Origin of the sequence: Streptomyces sp. NPDC088706 (assembly GCF_044752765.1) — a bacterium.
Classification (GTDB): domain Bacteria; phylum Actinomycetota; class Actinomycetes; order Streptomycetales; family Streptomycetaceae; genus Streptomyces.
In genome coordinates this window covers 451,018-466,241 of sequence record NZ_JBIVLW010000002.1, presented here as the reverse complement: position 1 = coordinate 466,241, position 15,224 = coordinate 451,018, and the positions used below count along the sequence as shown (strand labels likewise).

General features: G+C 72.3%; 15 protein-coding genes and 2 tRNA genes. 7 read left to right on the top strand and 10 right to left on the bottom strand.

Translation table 11 applies throughout. The annotated features are described in order from the left end of the window. Positions 1 to 98: 98 nt before the first annotated feature. From ACIQAK_RS07705 to ACIQAK_RS07685, 5 genes are all read right to left on the bottom strand, one after another. Entirely contained in the window at positions 99 to 1,496 is a 1,398-nt protein-coding gene (locus ACIQAK_RS07705) for an HD-GYP domain-containing protein (protein WP_366387378.1), read from the bottom strand. A gap of 96 nt (positions 1,497 to 1,592) precedes the next feature. Further along, on the bottom strand, positions 1,593 to 1,955 hold the full coding sequence (gene rsrA, locus ACIQAK_RS07700) for a mycothiol system anti-sigma-R factor (protein WP_366387377.1): 363 nt from the start codon (positions 1,953 to 1,955) through the stop codon (positions 1,593 to 1,595). Then, on the bottom strand, positions 1,952 to 2,608 hold the full coding sequence (locus tag ACIQAK_RS07695) for a sigma-70 family RNA polymerase sigma factor (protein WP_366387812.1): 657 nt from the start codon (positions 2,606 to 2,608) through the stop codon (positions 1,952 to 1,954). Before ACIQAK_RS07695 ends, rsrA begins: the two co-directional genes overlap by 4 nt. A gap of 297 nt (positions 2,609 to 2,905) precedes the next feature. Then, on the bottom strand, positions 2,906 to 3,556 hold the full coding sequence (locus ACIQAK_RS07690) for an alpha/beta family hydrolase (protein ID WP_366387376.1): 651 nt from the start codon (positions 3,554 to 3,556) through the stop codon (positions 2,906 to 2,908). Positions 3,557 to 3,581: 25 nt separating this feature from the next. Next, positions 3,582 to 4,397, bottom strand: a complete 816-nt coding sequence (locus tag ACIQAK_RS07685) for an SOS response-associated peptidase (protein WP_366387375.1) — start codon at positions 4,395 to 4,397, stop codon at positions 3,582 to 3,584. Between the two features lie 53 nt (positions 4,398 to 4,450). Here ACIQAK_RS07685 and ACIQAK_RS07680 point away from each other — a divergent pair, with 53 nt between their 5' ends. The 4 genes from ACIQAK_RS07680 to ACIQAK_RS07665 all read left to right on the top strand — a co-directional run bounded on the left by ACIQAK_RS07680 (position 4,451) and on the right by ACIQAK_RS07665 (position 8,192). Beyond that, entirely contained in the window at positions 4,451 to 5,164 is a 714-nt protein-coding gene (locus ACIQAK_RS07680; RefSeq protein WP_366387374.1) for a M50 family metallopeptidase, read from the top strand. A gap of 165 nt (positions 5,165 to 5,329) precedes the next feature. Continuing rightward, complete coding sequence (gene aroA / locus ACIQAK_RS07675) at positions 5,330 to 6,682, top strand: 3-phosphoshikimate 1-carboxyvinyltransferase (RefSeq protein WP_366387373.1); 1,353 nt, start codon at positions 5,330 to 5,332, stop codon at positions 6,680 to 6,682. A 3-nt stretch (positions 6,683 to 6,685) separates the two neighbouring features. Further along, entirely contained in the window at positions 6,686 to 7,702 is a 1,017-nt protein-coding gene (gene rsgA / locus ACIQAK_RS07670) for a ribosome small subunit-dependent GTPase A (protein ID WP_326703607.1), read from the top strand. A gap of 166 nt (positions 7,703 to 7,868) precedes the next feature. After that, positions 7,869 to 8,192, top strand: coding sequence for a multidrug efflux SMR transporter (locus ACIQAK_RS07665; protein ID WP_366387372.1), 324 nt, complete (start codon positions 7,869 to 7,871; stop codon positions 8,190 to 8,192). Here the strand turns inward: ACIQAK_RS07665 and ACIQAK_RS07660 are convergent. After that, positions 8,084 to 8,695 carry a TetR/AcrR family transcriptional regulator gene (locus ACIQAK_RS07660; RefSeq protein WP_366387371.1) on the bottom strand — a complete coding sequence of 204 codons (612 nt, stop codon included), beginning with the start codon at positions 8,693 to 8,695 and terminating at the stop codon, positions 8,084 to 8,086. The two genes, ACIQAK_RS07665 and ACIQAK_RS07660, sit on opposite strands and share 109 nt — an antisense overlap. Before the next feature lie 124 nt (positions 8,696 to 8,819). Here ACIQAK_RS07660 and hisN point away from each other — a divergent pair, with 124 nt between their 5' ends. Further along, entirely contained in the window at positions 8,820 to 9,620 is an 801-nt protein-coding gene (gene hisN, locus ACIQAK_RS07655) for a histidinol-phosphatase (RefSeq protein ID WP_366387370.1), read from the top strand. Positions 9,621 to 9,795: 175 nt separating this feature from the next. After that, on the top strand, positions 9,796 to 10,203 hold the full coding sequence (locus tag ACIQAK_RS07650; RefSeq protein ID WP_366387369.1) for a CBS domain-containing protein: 408 nt from the start codon (positions 9,796 to 9,798) through the stop codon (positions 10,201 to 10,203). A 63-nt stretch (positions 10,204 to 10,266) separates the two neighbouring features. Here ACIQAK_RS07650 and ACIQAK_RS07645 read toward each other — a convergent pair whose 3' ends face one another. Continuing rightward, complete coding sequence (locus ACIQAK_RS07645; RefSeq protein ID WP_366387368.1) at positions 10,267 to 11,718, bottom strand: catalase; 1,452 nt, start codon at positions 11,716 to 11,718, stop codon at positions 10,267 to 10,269. Positions 11,719 to 11,883: 165 nt separating this feature from the next. On the opposite strand from ACIQAK_RS07645, the gene ACIQAK_RS07640 reads away from it, so the two are divergent. Further along, positions 11,884 to 12,303: a Fur family transcriptional regulator gene (locus tag ACIQAK_RS07640; RefSeq protein ID WP_366387367.1), complete on the top strand. Its 420-nt coding sequence runs from the start codon at positions 11,884 to 11,886 to the stop codon at positions 12,301 to 12,303. A 100-nt stretch (positions 12,304 to 12,403) separates the two neighbouring features. On the opposite strand, the gene ACIQAK_RS07635 is transcribed toward ACIQAK_RS07640, so the two are convergent. The 3 genes from ACIQAK_RS07635 to ACIQAK_RS07625 all read right to left on the bottom strand — a co-directional run bounded on the left by ACIQAK_RS07635 (position 12,404) and on the right by ACIQAK_RS07625 (position 15,202). Next, positions 12,404 to 12,477 (bottom strand) — tRNA-Met (locus ACIQAK_RS07635). Positions 12,478 to 12,674: 197 nt separating this feature from the next. After that, positions 12,675 to 14,918 carry a tetratricopeptide repeat protein gene (locus ACIQAK_RS07630; RefSeq protein WP_366387366.1) on the bottom strand — a complete coding sequence of 748 codons (2,244 nt, stop codon included), beginning with the start codon at positions 14,916 to 14,918 and terminating at the stop codon, positions 12,675 to 12,677. A gap of 210 nt (positions 14,919 to 15,128) precedes the next feature. Continuing rightward, a tRNA-Met gene (locus ACIQAK_RS07625) sits at positions 15,129 to 15,202 on the bottom strand. Positions 15,203 to 15,224: the final 22 nt, after the last annotated feature.

Genomic DNA, 15,224 nt, shown 5'->3' with positions numbered 1-15,224 from the left:
GTGGCCCTTCCCGAGCGGGCGGCCCCTCCCGAGCGGGCGGCCTCTGCGGACCGCGCGGCCTCTTCGCAGGCTGCGGCTCTTCGACGGCAGGGGACTTGTCACGGGGACCGGTCCCGGGCGGGGCGCTCCGCCGGTCGATTCCGCGGCCGTCCGGCTTCCCGGCGGGCCGTGGGCACCGCGACCGCCGCCCCCACCTCGTCCGCCGTGACGGCGGACGAGGTGGGGGCGGCGCCGCTCCAGCCGTGCCGGTCTAGGGCGCGCACCAGCGCCCGCACCATCCGCGGGTCGAACTGGCTGCCCCCGCACCGCCGCAGCTCGGCCAGGGCGGCGGGCACGGGCCGGCCGGGCCGGTAGGAGCGGGTGGAGGTCATGGCGTCGAAGGCGTCGGCGACCGCGACGATCCGGGCGGCCTCGGGGATGCGGCCGCCCCGGAGGCCGTAGGGGTAACCGGTGCCGTCGAGCCGCTCGTGGTGGTGCAGGATCGCGGCGCGGGCCTCGTCCAGGAAGCCGATGGAGCGGACGATCTCGTGTCCGTACTCCGGGTGCAGCTCCATGACCCGGCGCTCGTCGGGGGTGAGCGGGCCGTCCTTGCGCAGCACCCGGGTCGGTACGCCCAGCTTGCCGACGTCGTGCAGGATGCCGGCGAAGCGGAGCGCCTCCAGGCGGCCCTGGTCCACACCGAGTTCACGGGCGATCAGCACGGAGGCCCGGCCGACCCGCTCGCTGTGGCCGCGGGTGTAGGCGTCCTTGATGTCGACGGCCTGGACCAGTGCGCGGATGGTGGCGCGGTGGGCGGCGTCCTCGCGGTGGTACTGGGCGAAGACCCAGCAGGAGATGTACATCGGCAGCAGGACGAAGAGCGCGGAGGCGGGCCCGTACGAGCTGCGCCACAGCACGGCCATCATCAGCCCGGCGAGCGCGTGCACCAGGTGGGGGCCCAGGGCGCGGGGCAGCAGGGCGCGCCAGGAACGGCGTAGGGGCTGTCCCTCGGCCGCCGCGAGGATGACGCAGTCCAGGGCCGTCAGCACCAGGGAGAAGGTGAGGGCGGCGGCACCCGCGGGCAGCAGTGCGTAGGGGAAGTGCGGCGGGCCGGAGCCTCCCAGGGCGGCGGGCCCGCCGAGGAGCGTGTGGGTCCAGGAGACGGCGCAGCAGGTGAGGGCGAGCTGGGCGGTCCGCCAGGTCCGGCGGGCCGCGAAGGGGGGCCGTTCCACCCGGCCGGCCAGGGTCGCCACCGCCGCGACCAGCGCGGCGGCCGGGGGCGGGAGCAGGAAGGCGGCGGCGGGCAGCAGGGGGAGGAGGGAATCGGCCCCGTCCCGGACCGAGCCCGGGTCGAAGCGGCGACCCACGGCCTCGCAGGTGAGGCAGAGGGCGGCGAGCAGGCCCAGCGTGCCCCACGGAGTGGCGGCGCCGGGGCGTAACACCGGCAGGGCGCAGCAGATGCCGCAGAGCGCCACTGTCAGGATGCAGACGCGCGCCGCCACCGGTGTGCCTCTCACGCCCGCGCTCGCCCCCCGCCGCTCCATGGAGGCGCCACGCTAGCGAGTCGGCGGGTTCACCGGGCCGCTACGGGTGCGATTAGCACATTCGGGTGACTATTCCCGCGCTGTCGCGGTCCGGTCCGGGCCGCTGACGGTGATGTCCGGGCCGCTGACGGTGATGTCCGGGCCGACGACGGTGACGTCCTGCTCGGGTACGGCCTCGCCGGCCCGGATCAGGTCGATCCGGCCCATCACCTTGGAGCGCAGGTCGGTCGGGACCTCGTCCTGACCGCAGCAGCGCTTGACCAGCTTCTTCACGGCCTGTTCCAGGCCGTACTTCTCCAGGCACGGGGAGCACTCCTCGAAGTGCGTCTCGAACTTGGTGCAGTCGCCCTCGGGCATCTCCCGGTCGAGGAACTCGTAGAGATGGTCGAGGACCTCCGAGCAGTCCGTCTCGTGCGGCTCTCCGCAGCTCATGAGGTAGAGCCCTTCCGATCGTCCGAGTCACCGGCACCGGCCGCGACGAGCCCGCGCTCGCGGGCGTAGTCCTCCAGCATGCCGCGCAGCTGACGGCGGCCGCGGTGCAGCCGGGACATCACCGTACCGATGGGAGTCCCCATGATGTCCGCGATCTCCTTGTAGGCGAAGCCCTCGACATCGGCGAGATAGACGGCGATGCGGAACTCCTCGGGGATCGCCTGCAGCGCCGACTTCACGTCCGAGTCCGGCAGGTGGTCGAGGGCCTGGGACTCGGCCGAACGCAGACCGGTCGACATGTGTGACTCGGCACGCGCCAGCTGCCAGTCCTCGATCTCCTCGGCGCCGCTGCGCTGGGGCTCGCGCTGCTTCTTGCGGTACGAGTTGATGAAGGTGTTGGTGAGGATGCGGTACATCCACGCCTTGAGGTTCGTGCCTTCACGGAACTGGTGGAAGGAGCCGTACGCCTTGGCGTAGGTCTCCTGGACCAGGTCCTCGGCATCGGCGGGATTGCGCGTCATGCGCAGCGCGGCCGAGTACATCTGGTCGAGAAAACCGAGGGCGTCCCGCTCGAAGCGCGCGTTGCGCTCGGCGGTCGTCTCCGCTGCACGGCCGTCGTCGGTCCCTGTGTCGGTCCCAGTGACCGGACCCACCTCCTCCAACGATGTGGCGGAGCCGAAACCGGACCCGCTCGCCTCGGAGAATAGTCGACCTTGCTTCGAGGCGGGCTGTCGATCTTGTTTCGGGGCAGGCTGCCGATCGGTTTCGCCCAGGGTCCGCCCAGAGGTGGTCCTCGCCGCGTGCAGCACGGTCCACTCCAGTTCAGCGGCGTTCGAGCGGCTCGGGCAGATGGTCGAACCCATGCGGCGGACTCCCTCTCCACGTACGACGTTGTTGTACCGACGTCCCGAACAACAGCGCCCCCTCACGCGGCATTCCCGTGGCCCAGGTCACCCGAGCGGGGCGAGCCACCCGGTCACCGCACCGGTGAGCAGGTCCATCGCCTGATCCTCACTCAGCCCGGACTTCTTCGGTACGGCGAAGCCGTGGTCGCCGTAGGGCACGGCCCGCAACTCGTACGGTCCGGGCGGGAACTCCTCCGGTCGCCCGAACGGATCGTTGCCGCCCTGGACCACCAGGGTGGGCACGCCCGTGCCGAGCAGCTCGTCCGCCCGGGACTTCTCCGGCTTGCCCGGGGGGTGCAGCGGGAAGCTGAGCGCGAGGACGGCCAGGGCGCCCAGCTCGGTGGCGGTCCGGCAGGCGACACGGGCCCCGGCGCTGCGTCCTCCGGAGACGACCGGCAGCCCTGGCTCAGCCAGCGCGGGCCATACCCCGCGCCAGCCGGTGTCCAGGGTCTTCGGGGCGGGCGCCACCTTCTTGCCGGCCACCCGCCAGGGCTGCTCCACCAGGGCGACGGTTACGCCGTGGACCGGCAGGGCGGCGGCCAGGGCCATCAGGTCACGGGCCTCGATGCCGCCGCCCGCCCCGTGGCTCGCGGCCAGCACGAGGCGGGGCTCGGACGCGGCGAACCAGGTGATCCGGGCCTCACCGGCGCCGGTGGTGACGTGTCGTACGTTCTGCGCACTCGGGTTACGGCTCACCGGGCCATCCTCCCCCGCGTCCCGCTCAGAACAGCGTCGACTCCTCGGGTGCCGCCAGCTCCTCCAGCAGTTCGGGCCCGTTGTTGCGGACGTTGCTGACGGCGGTGGCGACCGGGTAGGCGCGCATCAACCCGCCGGGCGGCGGCTCCAGCAGCGCGCGCAACTCGTCCGGGTCGGTGTGCGAGGGGTCCAGCCAGGTGTCCCAGCGGTCCGGGGTGAGCATCAGCGGCATCCGGGGGTGGATGTCGGCGAGCGCGCCGGGGCCGGTTGCGGGGGCGACGGCCAGGGGTGTGGTCTCGGCCTCGGTAGTGATCACCGAGCACGTCACCCACCAGGCGTTCTCGTGGTCGCCGGGGAGGGTCGGGTCGCGCCAGAACTCGTAGAGTCCGGCCATCGCGAAGACCGAGCCGTCGGCCGGGGTGACGAAGTAGGGCTGCTTGCGCGCCCGTTTCTTGCCCTTCTTCTCCTCCAGCTGCCGTTCCTCCGCGCCGGTGACCCACTCGTAGTACCCGTCGGCGGGCAGGATGCAGCGGCGCTGGGCGAAGGCGCGGCGGAAGGAGGGCTTCTCGTGCACGGTCTCCGCGCGGGCGTTGATCATCCGGGCGGCCCCCTCGGGGGTCTTCGACCAGGAGGGCACGAGCCCCCACTTCAGGGTCCGCAGCTGGCGAACCGGACGCTGGTCGTCCGCGTCCTTAACAGGACGCTCCAGTACCGCGTAGACCTCTTTGGTCGGCGCCACGTTCCAGTCCTGCTCCAGGGTCTCGGTGGGTTCCCACTTCTCGACCCCGAAGAGTCCGGTGAGGTCCTCGGGCCGCCGACTCGCTGCATACCGTCCGCACATAAGTGCCAGACTGCCACGACCGCCCGCCCCCACCGCAAGGAGTCGCCCGGCCGATGAACAGCACCGAACTGGGCGCCCTGTGGGACCGCCTCACCGGCGTCCAGCCCGCTCCCGAGCAGTGGCTGGTGGTGGTGACGGCCGCCCTGGCGCTGATCGCCGTCGTGCCGAACCCGATATGGCGCCTCGCGCGCAACACCATCACCATCGCGCACGAGGGCGGCCACGGGCTGGTGGCCCTGGTCACCGGGCGACAGCTCTCCGGTATCCGGCTGCACTCGGACACCAGCGGGCTGACCGTGAGCCGCGGCAAGCCGACGGGGATCGGCATGATCCTCACCGCGGCGGCCGGCTACACGGCCCCCTCGCTGCTGGGCCTGGGTGGCGCCTGGCTGCTGGCCGACGGCCGGATCACGCTGCTGCTGTGGGTGGCCACGGCGCTGCTCGCGGCGGTGCTCGTGATGATCCGCAACGTGTACGGGGCCCTCACCGTCATCCTCACCGGCACGGCCTTCCTGCTGGTGTCCTGGCTGACCTCACCCGACGTGCAGTCGGTGTTCGCGTACACGGTGGTCTGGTTCCTGCTGCTGGGCGGAGTGCGGCCGCCCTTCGAGCTCCAGTCCAAGCGGCGGTTCGGGGGTGCGCCGGACTCCGACGCGGACCAGCTGGCCCGGCTGACCCACGCCCCGGCGGTGCTGTGGCTGTTCCTCTTCCACGCGGTGTCGCTGTGCTCGCTGATCGGCGGGGGGCGCTGGCTGCTGGGCCGGTGAGGCGCGGACGGGCGTTCCCAGCGTCCTAAGGGCGGCTCCGGAGCGGCGGAAGAACGCTTGTGAGCCCTGGCAGACGCTCCGGTCCGTACCAGTCTTTCGTTACGGACCGGTTTCCGCCTTTTTGATGCCGATCCGGGTTTGCGCGGAGCCATTAAAGTAAGGGCCATGACCGAGAGTTCCGTGCAGCCCGCCCTCTGGCCCGCCCCATACGCGAGCGGAGCCGTCGACGCGACCGTCACCGTGCCCGGATCGAAATCGGTCACCAACCGGGCGCTCGTGCTGGCCTCGCTGGCCTCCGAGCCGGGCTGGCTGCGCCGCCCGCTGCGCTCCCGCGACACCCTGCTGATGGCCGAAGCGTTGCGCGCCATGGGCGTCGGCATCGAGGAGACGGTCTCCTCCTCGTCCGCGACCAGCCCGTCCGCCGCGGCCTCCCCGGACAGCTCCGGCGAGGCCTGGCGGATCATCCCGGCGGGGTTGCACGGCCCGGCCACCGTGGACGTCGGCAACGCCGGCACCGTCATGCGCTTCCTGCCGCCCGTCGCCACCCTCGCCGACGGCCCGGTCCGCTTCGACGGGGACCCGCGCTCCTACGAGCGGCCCCTGACCGGTGTGATCGAGGCGCTGCGGGCGCTGGGCGCGCGGATCGACGACGACGGGCGCGGGGCGCTGCCGCTGACCGTGCACGGCGGCGGGGCGCTGGACGGCGGCCCGGTGGCGATCGACGCCTCGTCGTCCTCGCAGTTCGTCTCGGCGCTGCTGCTGTCGGGGCCGCGCTTCAACCAGGGCGTGGAGGTCCGGCACACCGGTTCCACCCTCCCCTCGATGCCGCACATCCGGATGACCGTCGACATGCTGCGGGCCGTCGGGGCGCAGGTGGACGAGCCGGAGACGGGCGGCGAGCGGGACGTGTGGCGGGTCTCGCCCTCCGCGCTGCTCGGCCGGGACCTGACGATCGAGCCGGACCTCTCCAACGCGCAGCCGTTCCTGGCCGCCGCGCTGGTGACCGGGGGCAAGGTCACCATCCCCGACTGGCCCGAGCGGACCACCCAGCCGGGTGACGCGCTGCGGGAGATCTTCGCCGCGATGGGTGGCAGCTGCGAGCTGACCGAGCGCGGTCTCACCTTCACCGGTACGGGCCGCGTCCACGGCATCGACGTCGACCTCGGCGAGGTCGGCGAGCTGACCCCGGGCATCGCCGCGGTCGCGGCGCTGGCCGACTCGCCCTCCACGCTGAGCGGCGTCGCCCATCTGCGGCTGCACGAGACGGACCGGCTGGCCGCGCTCACCAAGGAGATCAACGAGCTGGGCGGCGACGTCACGGAGACGGCCGACGGGCTGCACATCCGACCGCGCCCGCTGCACGGCGGTGTCTTCCACACGTACGACGACCACCGCATGGCCACCGCCGGGGCGATCATCGGCCTCGCGGTGAAGGGCGTGGAGATCGAGAACGTGGGCACGACCGCCAAGACCCTGCCGGACTTCCCGGACATGTGGACCGGAATGCTCGGGATCTAGATCATGCGCCGCTACGGGAAGAACCCCGACGAGGACGACATCCGCGTCCGCCCCAACCGCAAGGGCAACCGGCCGCGTACCCACATCCGGCCCAAGCACGAGGACGCCGAGGACGGCATGGTCCTCACCGTGGACCGGGGCCGGCTCACCTGCCTCGTCGACGGCCGGACCGTGGTGGCGATGAAGGCCCGCGAGCTGGGGCGCAAGGCCGCCGTGGTGGGCGACACCGTCTCCATCGTCGGGGACCTGTCCGGCGAGAAGGACACCCTGGCCCGGATCGTGCGGATCGCCTCACGCCGTACGGTGCTGCGCCGCACGGCCGACGACGACGATCCCTACGAGCGGGTGGTCGTCGCCAACGCCGATCAGCTGGCGATCGTCACCGCGCTGGCCGACCCGGAGCCGCGCCCGCGCATGATCGACCGCTGTCTGGTGGCGGCGTACGACGGGGGCCTCACCCCGCTGCTGGTGCTGACCAAGTCCGACCTGGCGTCACCGGACAAGCTGCTGGAGGCGTACACCCCGCTGGGCGTGCCGTACATCGTGACCAACCGCGAGGAGCTGGAGAACGGCGGCGCGGCGGACCGGGTGCGCGAGCAGCTGGACGGCAAGATCACCGCGTTCGTCGGGCACTCCGGGGTCGGCAAGACGACGCTGGTCAACGCCCTGGTGCCGAAGGACCGGCGGCGGACCACCGGCATCGTCAACGCGGTCACCGGCCGGGGCCGGCACACCACCACCTCCGCGCTGGCGCTGCCGCTGCCGGACGGCCGCGGCTGGGTCGTGGACACCCCCGGCGTACGGTCGTTCGGGTTGCACCACGTCGACCCGTCGCGCGTCATCAACGCCTTCCCCGATCTGCAGCCGGGCACCGAGAACTGCCCGCGCGGCTGCACCCACGACGAGAACCAGCCGGAGTGCGCGCTGGACGCCTGGGTGGCCGAGGGACATGCCGATCCGGCGCGGCTCGACTCCCTGCGCCGACTGCTCTCGACCCGCGAGCGGCGCGAGGGCGACTGACCCGGACCCCGGGCCGGCCGTGAGGTGGCCGCGGGGTGCCCGCATTCGGTCCGTTCGTGCCGGGCACGTTCGCGATTTTCCACGACTGGTAGGGGCATAATCGCAGCGTGCGGGACCGATCAGTCCCATCCGTCCCACCCGTCACCTACGCAGGAGGCAACAGACGATGGCATGGCTGCTGGTCGTGGTCGCCGGACTGCTGGAGACCGGTTTCGCCGTCTGTCTGAAGCTCTCGCACGGCTTCACCCGGATCTGGCCGACCATCGCGTTCGCCGCGTTCGCCCTGGGCAGTTTCGGGCTGCTGACGATGGCTCTGAAGAAGCTGGACGTCGGACCGGCCTACGCGGTGTGGACCGGCATCGGCGCCGCCGGTACGGCGATCTACGGCATGGTCTTCCTCGACGACGTCGTCTCGACGCTGAAGCTGGTGTCGATCTCGCTGGTGATCCTCGGAGTGATCGGGCTCCAGCTGTCCGGCTCCACCCACTGACGGGACCCCCCGGCCGGGGGCGGGCAGGGCACGATCACGCAGGAGAGGGCGAGCCGCAGGGCCCTCTCGCAGCGCACCGCCGCCGCGGAGCGCGAGGCGGCCGGATACGACGCCGCCACCATCCGGTCCCTGGCCAGTACGAGCAGCTGGGCCGGGCCCGGCACCTCGCTGCCCGGGCGGGGCAGCCCCTCGCCCCACACCCCCGTGAGCAACCCCTTGACCAGCGGGTCCTCGCGGGCGGCCCGTACCGTCCAGTGCGCCACGGCGGCCGGACGCTCCGGCACGGGCGCCGCCAAGGCGCGGTCCACGCCGGTCAGATAGCCGTCGGCGGCCTGCCGCAGCAGGGCGGTGGCCAGCCCGCCCTTGGTGCCGAACTCGTTGTAGAGGGTCTGCCGGGAGACACCGGCCAGCGCGGCCACGTCGACCATCCGCACCGTGCGCCAGGGCCGGTCGGCGAGCGCCCTGACGGCGGCGTCCAGCAGGGCTTCTCGCGCTGTCGGCATCGCCGCCTCCCACGCCCCCGGGGCCTGAGGTTCAGAGTTGAGGCGCCGGCAGCGGCTGTCAAGGGGCCGTGTACGGGCCGGGGGCCGGTGGGTCGTGCCCCGTACCGCTGGATACTGTGACGGCATGCCCGACTACCACGATGATCTGCGCCTCGCCCATGTACTGGCGGACGCCGCCGACGCGGCGACGATGGACCGGTTCAAGGCTCTCGACCTGAAGGTGGAGACCAAGCCGGACATGACGCCGGTGAGCGAGGCCGACAAGGCCGCCGAGGAGCTGATCCGGGGCCATCTGCACCGGGCCCGCCCGCGCGACGCGATCCTGGGCGAGGAGTACGGGGTCGAGGGCACCGGGCCGCGGCGCTGGGTGATCGACCCGATCGACGGCACCAAGAACTACGTCCGCGGTGTGCCGGTGTGGGCGACGCTGATCTCGCTGATGGAAGCGGGCGAGAACGGTTTTCAGCCCGTGGTCGGCGTGGTCTCCGCACCGGCGCTGAACCGGCGCTGGTGGGCGGCGAAGGGCGCCGGCGCGTACTCCGGGCGCAGCCTCACCTCCGCGACCCGGCTGCAGGTGTCGAAGGTGGAGACCATCGCGGACTCCTCGTTCGCGTTCTCCTCGCTGAGCGGCTGGGAGGAGCAGGGCCGCCTCGACGGCTTCATGGATCTGACCCGGGCCTGCTGGCGGACGCGGGGGTACGGGGACTTCTGGCCGTACATGATGGTCGCCGAGGGTGCGGTGGACATCTGTGCGGAGCCGGAGCTCTCGCTCTGGGACATGGCGGCGAACGCGATCATCGTCCAGGAAGCGGGCGGGCGGTTCACCGATCTCGACGGGGTCGACGGACCCGGCGGTGCCAACGGGGCCGCATCGAACGGAGTGCTCCACGACGAGCTGCTGGGCTACCTCAACCAGCGTTACTGAACCAGCACCGCTGCCGCCGGGCGCCGAGGTGCGGTGCGTGCTCGCGCACTCCCCCGGTGTGCGCCCGGTCCACCCCTTGTCGAGTCGATCCAGGGATGCAACTCTGAGAGTCCCCCCACTTGTGAACTTGTGAATCGACTCACAGAGTCAGCGCATCGAGGAGGTGGCTCGTTTCATGCTCGTCCGTGACGCCATGAGTACGGTGGTCCTCACCATCGGCCCCACCCACACGCTCCGCCAGGCCGCCCGGCTGATGTCGGCCCGCCGCATCGGGGCGGCCGTCGTCCACGACCCGGACACCTGCGGGCTCGGGATCATCACCGAGCGCGACATCCTCAACGCGATCGGATCGGGTCTGAACCCCGATCGGGAGACCGCGTCCGCCCACACCACCACCGATGTGGTGTTCGCCGCGCCGGCCTGGACCCTGGAGGAGGCCGCGGAAGCCATGACGCACGGCGGGTTCCGCCACCTGATCGTGCTGGACGGCAACGGCCCGGTGGGCATCGTGTCGGTGCGCGACATCATCCGGTGCTGGGCACCCACCCGTCGCCGTACGGTGGCCGCCGCAGGGTCGGCGTAGCAACGGCCGGTGGGCCGGATCCCCGCGGGGGGAGCCGGCCCACGGTCGACGGCGAACGTCCCGTCAGCCGCGCAGGGCCTGGACCGCGGCTTCCAGCCGCTTGCCGAAGTCCGCGTCCGCCTGGCGGAAGTTGGCGATCGCACGCTCGGCGATGTCGTCGCGCGAGACCTTGGCGATGAACTGGGCGAGGTTCTCGACCAGCCGGGTCTTCTCGTCCTCGGAGAAGAGCCGGTAGAGGTTGCCCGCCTGGACGAAGTCGTCGTCCTCGGCATGGCGCGGGGCCTCGTGGTTGCCGGTGTCACCGTTGACGGGCACGGGCTGCCAGAGCGGACGGTCACCATGGGAGGGGCCGCCGAAGCTGTTCGGCTCGTAGTTCTTGGTTCCCCGGTGGCGGCCGTCGTAGAGGTAGCCGTCCCGGCTGTTGGTGCGCGCCTCGGTGGCGTGCGGACGGTTCACCGGCAGGTGGTCGGCGTTGATGCCGACGCGGTAGCGGTGGGCGTCCCCGTACGCGAAGAGACGGCCCTGGAGCATCTTGTCCGGGGACGGGCCGATGCCCGGCACGAAGTGCGCGGGGCTGAAGATCGACTGCTCGACCTCGGCGAAGACGTTCTCCGGGTTGCGGTTGAGCTCCAGCTTGCCGATCTCGATCGGCGGGTAGTCCGCGTGCGGCCACACCTTGGTGAGGTCGAACGGGTTGAAGCGGTACGTCGCCGCGTCCGCCGCCGGCATGATCTGGACCCGCACCGTCCAGGACGGGAAGTCGCCGCGCTCGATCGCCTCGCGCAGGTCGCGCTGGTGGCTGTCGGGGTCGACGCCGGAGAGCCGGTTGGCCTCGTCGGTGGTCAGGTTCTCGATGCCCTGATCGGTCTTGAAGTGGTACTTGACCCAGAAGACCTCGCCGGCCTCGTTGTTCCACTGGAAGGTGTGCGAGCCGTACCCGTTCATGTGGCGCAGCGTGGCCGGGATGCCCCGGTCGCCGAAGAGCCAGGTCACCTGGTGCGTCGACTCGGGCGACAGACCCCAGAAGTCCCAGACGTTGTCCGCCTCCTGCGAGCCGGTGTACGGGTCGCGCTTCTGGGTGTGGATGAAGTCGGGGAACTTGATGGCGTCCTTGATGAAGAAGACCGGGGTGTTGTTGCCGACGAGGTCGTAGTTGCCCTCTTCGGTGTAGAACTTCAGCGCGAAACCGCGCGGGTCGCGCACGGCGTCGGCGGAGCCGAGGTTGCCGGCGACGGTGGAGAAGCGCAGGAACGTCTCGGTCTGCTTGCCGACCTCGGAGAGGAACTTCGCCCGGGTCCACCGCGACACGTCGCGGGTGAGCGTGAAGGTGCCGTACGCGCCGGCGCCGCGGGCGTGCACGACGCGCTCCGGGATGCGCTCCCGGTTGAAGTGGGCGAGCTTCTCCAGCAGCGCCTGGTCCTGGACGAGAACCGGACCGCCGATGCCGGCGGTCTCGCTGTTCTGGTTGTCCGCCACCGGCGCGCCGGCCTCGGTGGTGAGCGGTCCCTGCGTCACGTGCGCCTCCTGCGTCGTGTTCCTGCACAGCGCCCCTGACCCTGTACAGCCCTGTCCCCTGACGAATTCCGGTCCTGATCCTACAATGGACAATGTCTAAGTCAAGTGACCGTCCAAAGTCACACCCGATCGGAACTCGATCCCGCCACTGTTAGGCTGGGCTCCATGAGCGACCTGCTGGAACGACTCCGTGGACGCGGTTGGCGCATGACGGCGCAGCGGCGTGTCGTGGCCGAGGTCCTCGACGGGGACCACGTGCACCTGACAGCTGACGAGGTCCACGCGAGGGCCGTCGACAAGCTGCCCGAGATCTCGCGCGCCACCGTCTACAACACCCTCGGCGAGATGGTGTCCCTCGGCGAGGTGCTGGAGGTCTCCACCGACCGCCGGGCGAAGCGGTACGACCCGAACGCGCACCGCCCGCACCACCACCTGATCTGCGGCCGCTGCGGTGCCATCCGCGATGTGCACCCGGCGGGCAACCCGCTGGCGGACCTGCCCGCGGAGGAGCGCTACGGCTTCACGGTCTCCGGCGTCGAGGTGACGTACCGAGGACTCTGTCCGAACTGCGCCGCGTCAGCCTGAGCCCCTGCGCCCGCCTCCTGCGAGGCGGGCCGGGCTCTGCCCTTCCCGGACATGACGAAGGCCCGGATCTCTGGTCGAGATCCGGGCCTTCGTTCTCCAGTAGCGGGGACAGGATTTGAACCTGCGACCTCTGGGTTATGAGCCCAGCGAGCTACCGAGCTGCTCCACCCCGCGTCGGTGAATGCAACATTACGTCAGCAGGTCGAACGGCGCAAATTCATTCACACCGGGCCTGGATGGCCGGGTCCTCGCTGCCCAGGCCCGGAGCGACGCGGGCCCGGAGCGACGCAGGCCCGGTGTGACGCGGTGCCGGTGCGACGCGGGCCCGGAGCGACGCAGGCCCGGTGTGACGCGGTGCCGCTGTTACTCGGTCACGCGGTGAGCTCCTGGTGCAGCGCGTCGCGCAGCCGTGCCGCCCGCTCGGCCACCTCGGCCGGGCCCAGCTCCACGGCGCGCGCGCACCAGCGCTGCCCCTCGGTGAGCTCGCCGCGGCGGGCGGCGAGCAGGGCCAGGCGCAGCGCGGCCCTGCCGTGGCCGGCGTTGGCGGCGCGGCTCCACCACAGGGCGGCCTCGCGCTCGCTGCCCTCGCGGGCGAGCAGCAGCCCCAGGTTGAAGGCGCCGTTGCGGCTGCCCGCCTCGGCGGCCTCCCGGTACCAGTGGGCGGCGCTCTCCACGTCCCCGCGCGCGGCGGCGAGCATGCCGACCCGGACCTGGGCGCGGCGGTGGCCCTGCTGGGCGGCCCGCTCGTACCACTCCTCGCACTCGGTCTTCTCCGGCATCGGCTCGCCCAGCGCGGGCGGTCCCGGTGGCCGCTGGCGCGCGTCGAGCACCCCGGCCAGCCGGAACGCCGCCTCGGCGCTGCCGCCGCCCGCGGCGCAGCGCAGGTGGCGCTCGGCCTCCTGGTCCTCGCCGTCGCGCAGCAGGGCCATCGCGACCTGGAGCGCGGCGTCGGTGTGCCCGGCCGCCGCGGCCCGCTCGTACCAGCCGAGCGCCGTACGGTCCTCGTCGCGCCCGGCGTGCAGGATGCCGAGGTTGAAGGCGGCGTCCACGCTGCCCGCCTCGGCCGCCTTGGAGAACCAGGGCTCGGCGCCGGTGTGGTCCCCGGCCTGGAGGAGCAGCACGGCGAGCGCGTTGGCGGCCTCGCGGTGCCCGGCGTAGGCGGCGCGGCGGTACCACTGCTCGGCCTGCGGCGTACGGTCCTGGGCGGCGCAGAGCAGCCCGAGGTTGTACGCGCCGTTCACGTCACCGGCGTCCATGGCGGCCCGGTACCAGCGCTCGGCGGTCTGCTGCTCGCCGCGCGCCGCGTGCAGGGCGCCCAGCGCGTTGGCGGCGTTGCCGTCGCCGTCCTGGGCGGCGCGCAGCCACCACACGGCGGCGCTCTCCTCGTCGCCCGCGTCGCGCAGCAGGAAGCCCAGCGCGCAGGCGGCGCGCGCCTCGCCGTCCTTGGCGGCGGTGAGGTACCAGCGGCCGGCCTCCTTGAGCTCGCCGCGCTGCTCCAGGATCGCGCCGAGGTGCAGGGCGGCACGGCGGTGCCCCCGGGCGGCGGCGCGGCGGTACCACTGCTCGGCCTCGCCGATCCGGCCGGTGGCGGGACCGGCCACGGGGCTGTCGCCGTCGGCCCCGCCCGTCGCACCCGTCGCACTGCTGGCGCCGGTCCCCCGGGCGTCGGGCGTGGCCGGGTCGCCGGGGAGGCACAGGCTCGCGGCGCGCCGGCCGGTGCCGGTCCCGTGGCCCAGCCCGAAGGCGTCGTGCGGGTCCTCGACCGCGTTCCGCTCCAGGGCGCGGGCCAGCCGGTAGGCGGCTTCGCGGTGACCCTGTTCGGCGGCGGCGCGCAGCCAGCGCTCGGCGCCGATGTCGCCGCGGTGCTCCAGGAGGTCGGCCAGCGCGTAGGCGCCCAGGGCGTGGCCCTGCTCGGCGGACTGGCGCAGCCAGTACTCCGCGCCCGGCTCGTCCCCGCGCTCGCGGAAGTGGCGGCCCAGCGCGTGCGCGGCGGCGGCGGAGCCGGCCACGGCGGCGATCCGCCACCAGCCGGCGGCCTCGTCCGGGTAGCCCCGCTGGTGGAGCAGGACACCCAGATTGTTGGCGGCGGCCCGGTCCCCGTCGGCGGTGGCGGCGCGGAGGTAGGTCTCGGCGCCGTCCAGCTCGCCGCGGCGCAGCAGCAGGGCGCCCAGCACGCTCATGGACGCGGTGTCCCCGGCTTCGGCAGCTCGGCGGTGGCGCGCCTCCGCCTCGGCGCTGTCCGCCGCGTCGACGGCGTCCGTGATGCTCGCGTCCGAGGTGGTCGCGCCGGTGGCGCCGAGGGTGGTGGTCGCACCGATGGCCGTGATCGCGCCGGTGGTGCCGGTGGCGTGCGCGGCGTCCGTGTCCACGTGTCCCAGCGTCGCGGCGGTCTCGCTCGTGGTCGGCCCCCTGCCCTGGGCCGTCGCCTCGACGGCGGGCCCTGCTGCACCGGTGACGGCGGTCTCCCGTGGTCCGGGTGGGTTCGCGCTCACTCCGGCTGCCCCGGCGATGACGGCAGCGAAGGCCGCATCTGCCACCTTGTCCGCCTTCTGGCCGCGCCGCTGCACAAACCGCCCTGTCTCCAACAGAGTTGCCCTGTCCCCCATAAATACCATCGTCGCACCACCTGTAACCCGCGTACACCTGGTATATCGCGGCCAGTGAGGTCACTTCAGCGTTTTGTCGACATGCCCACAGAGAGACAAGTCAAACACGCCGGAACTCAACTGGTGCCCAGCGAACCGCACTTCACGCCCATGAATCGGGAACGACACGACGACACGACGAAGGCCCGGATCCATAGGATCCGGGCCTTCGTCTTTTCGTAGCGGGGACAGGATTTGAACCTGCGACCTCTGGGTTATGAGCCCAGCGAGCTACCGAGCTGCTCCACCCCGCGTCGTTGTGTTCAAACCGTACCA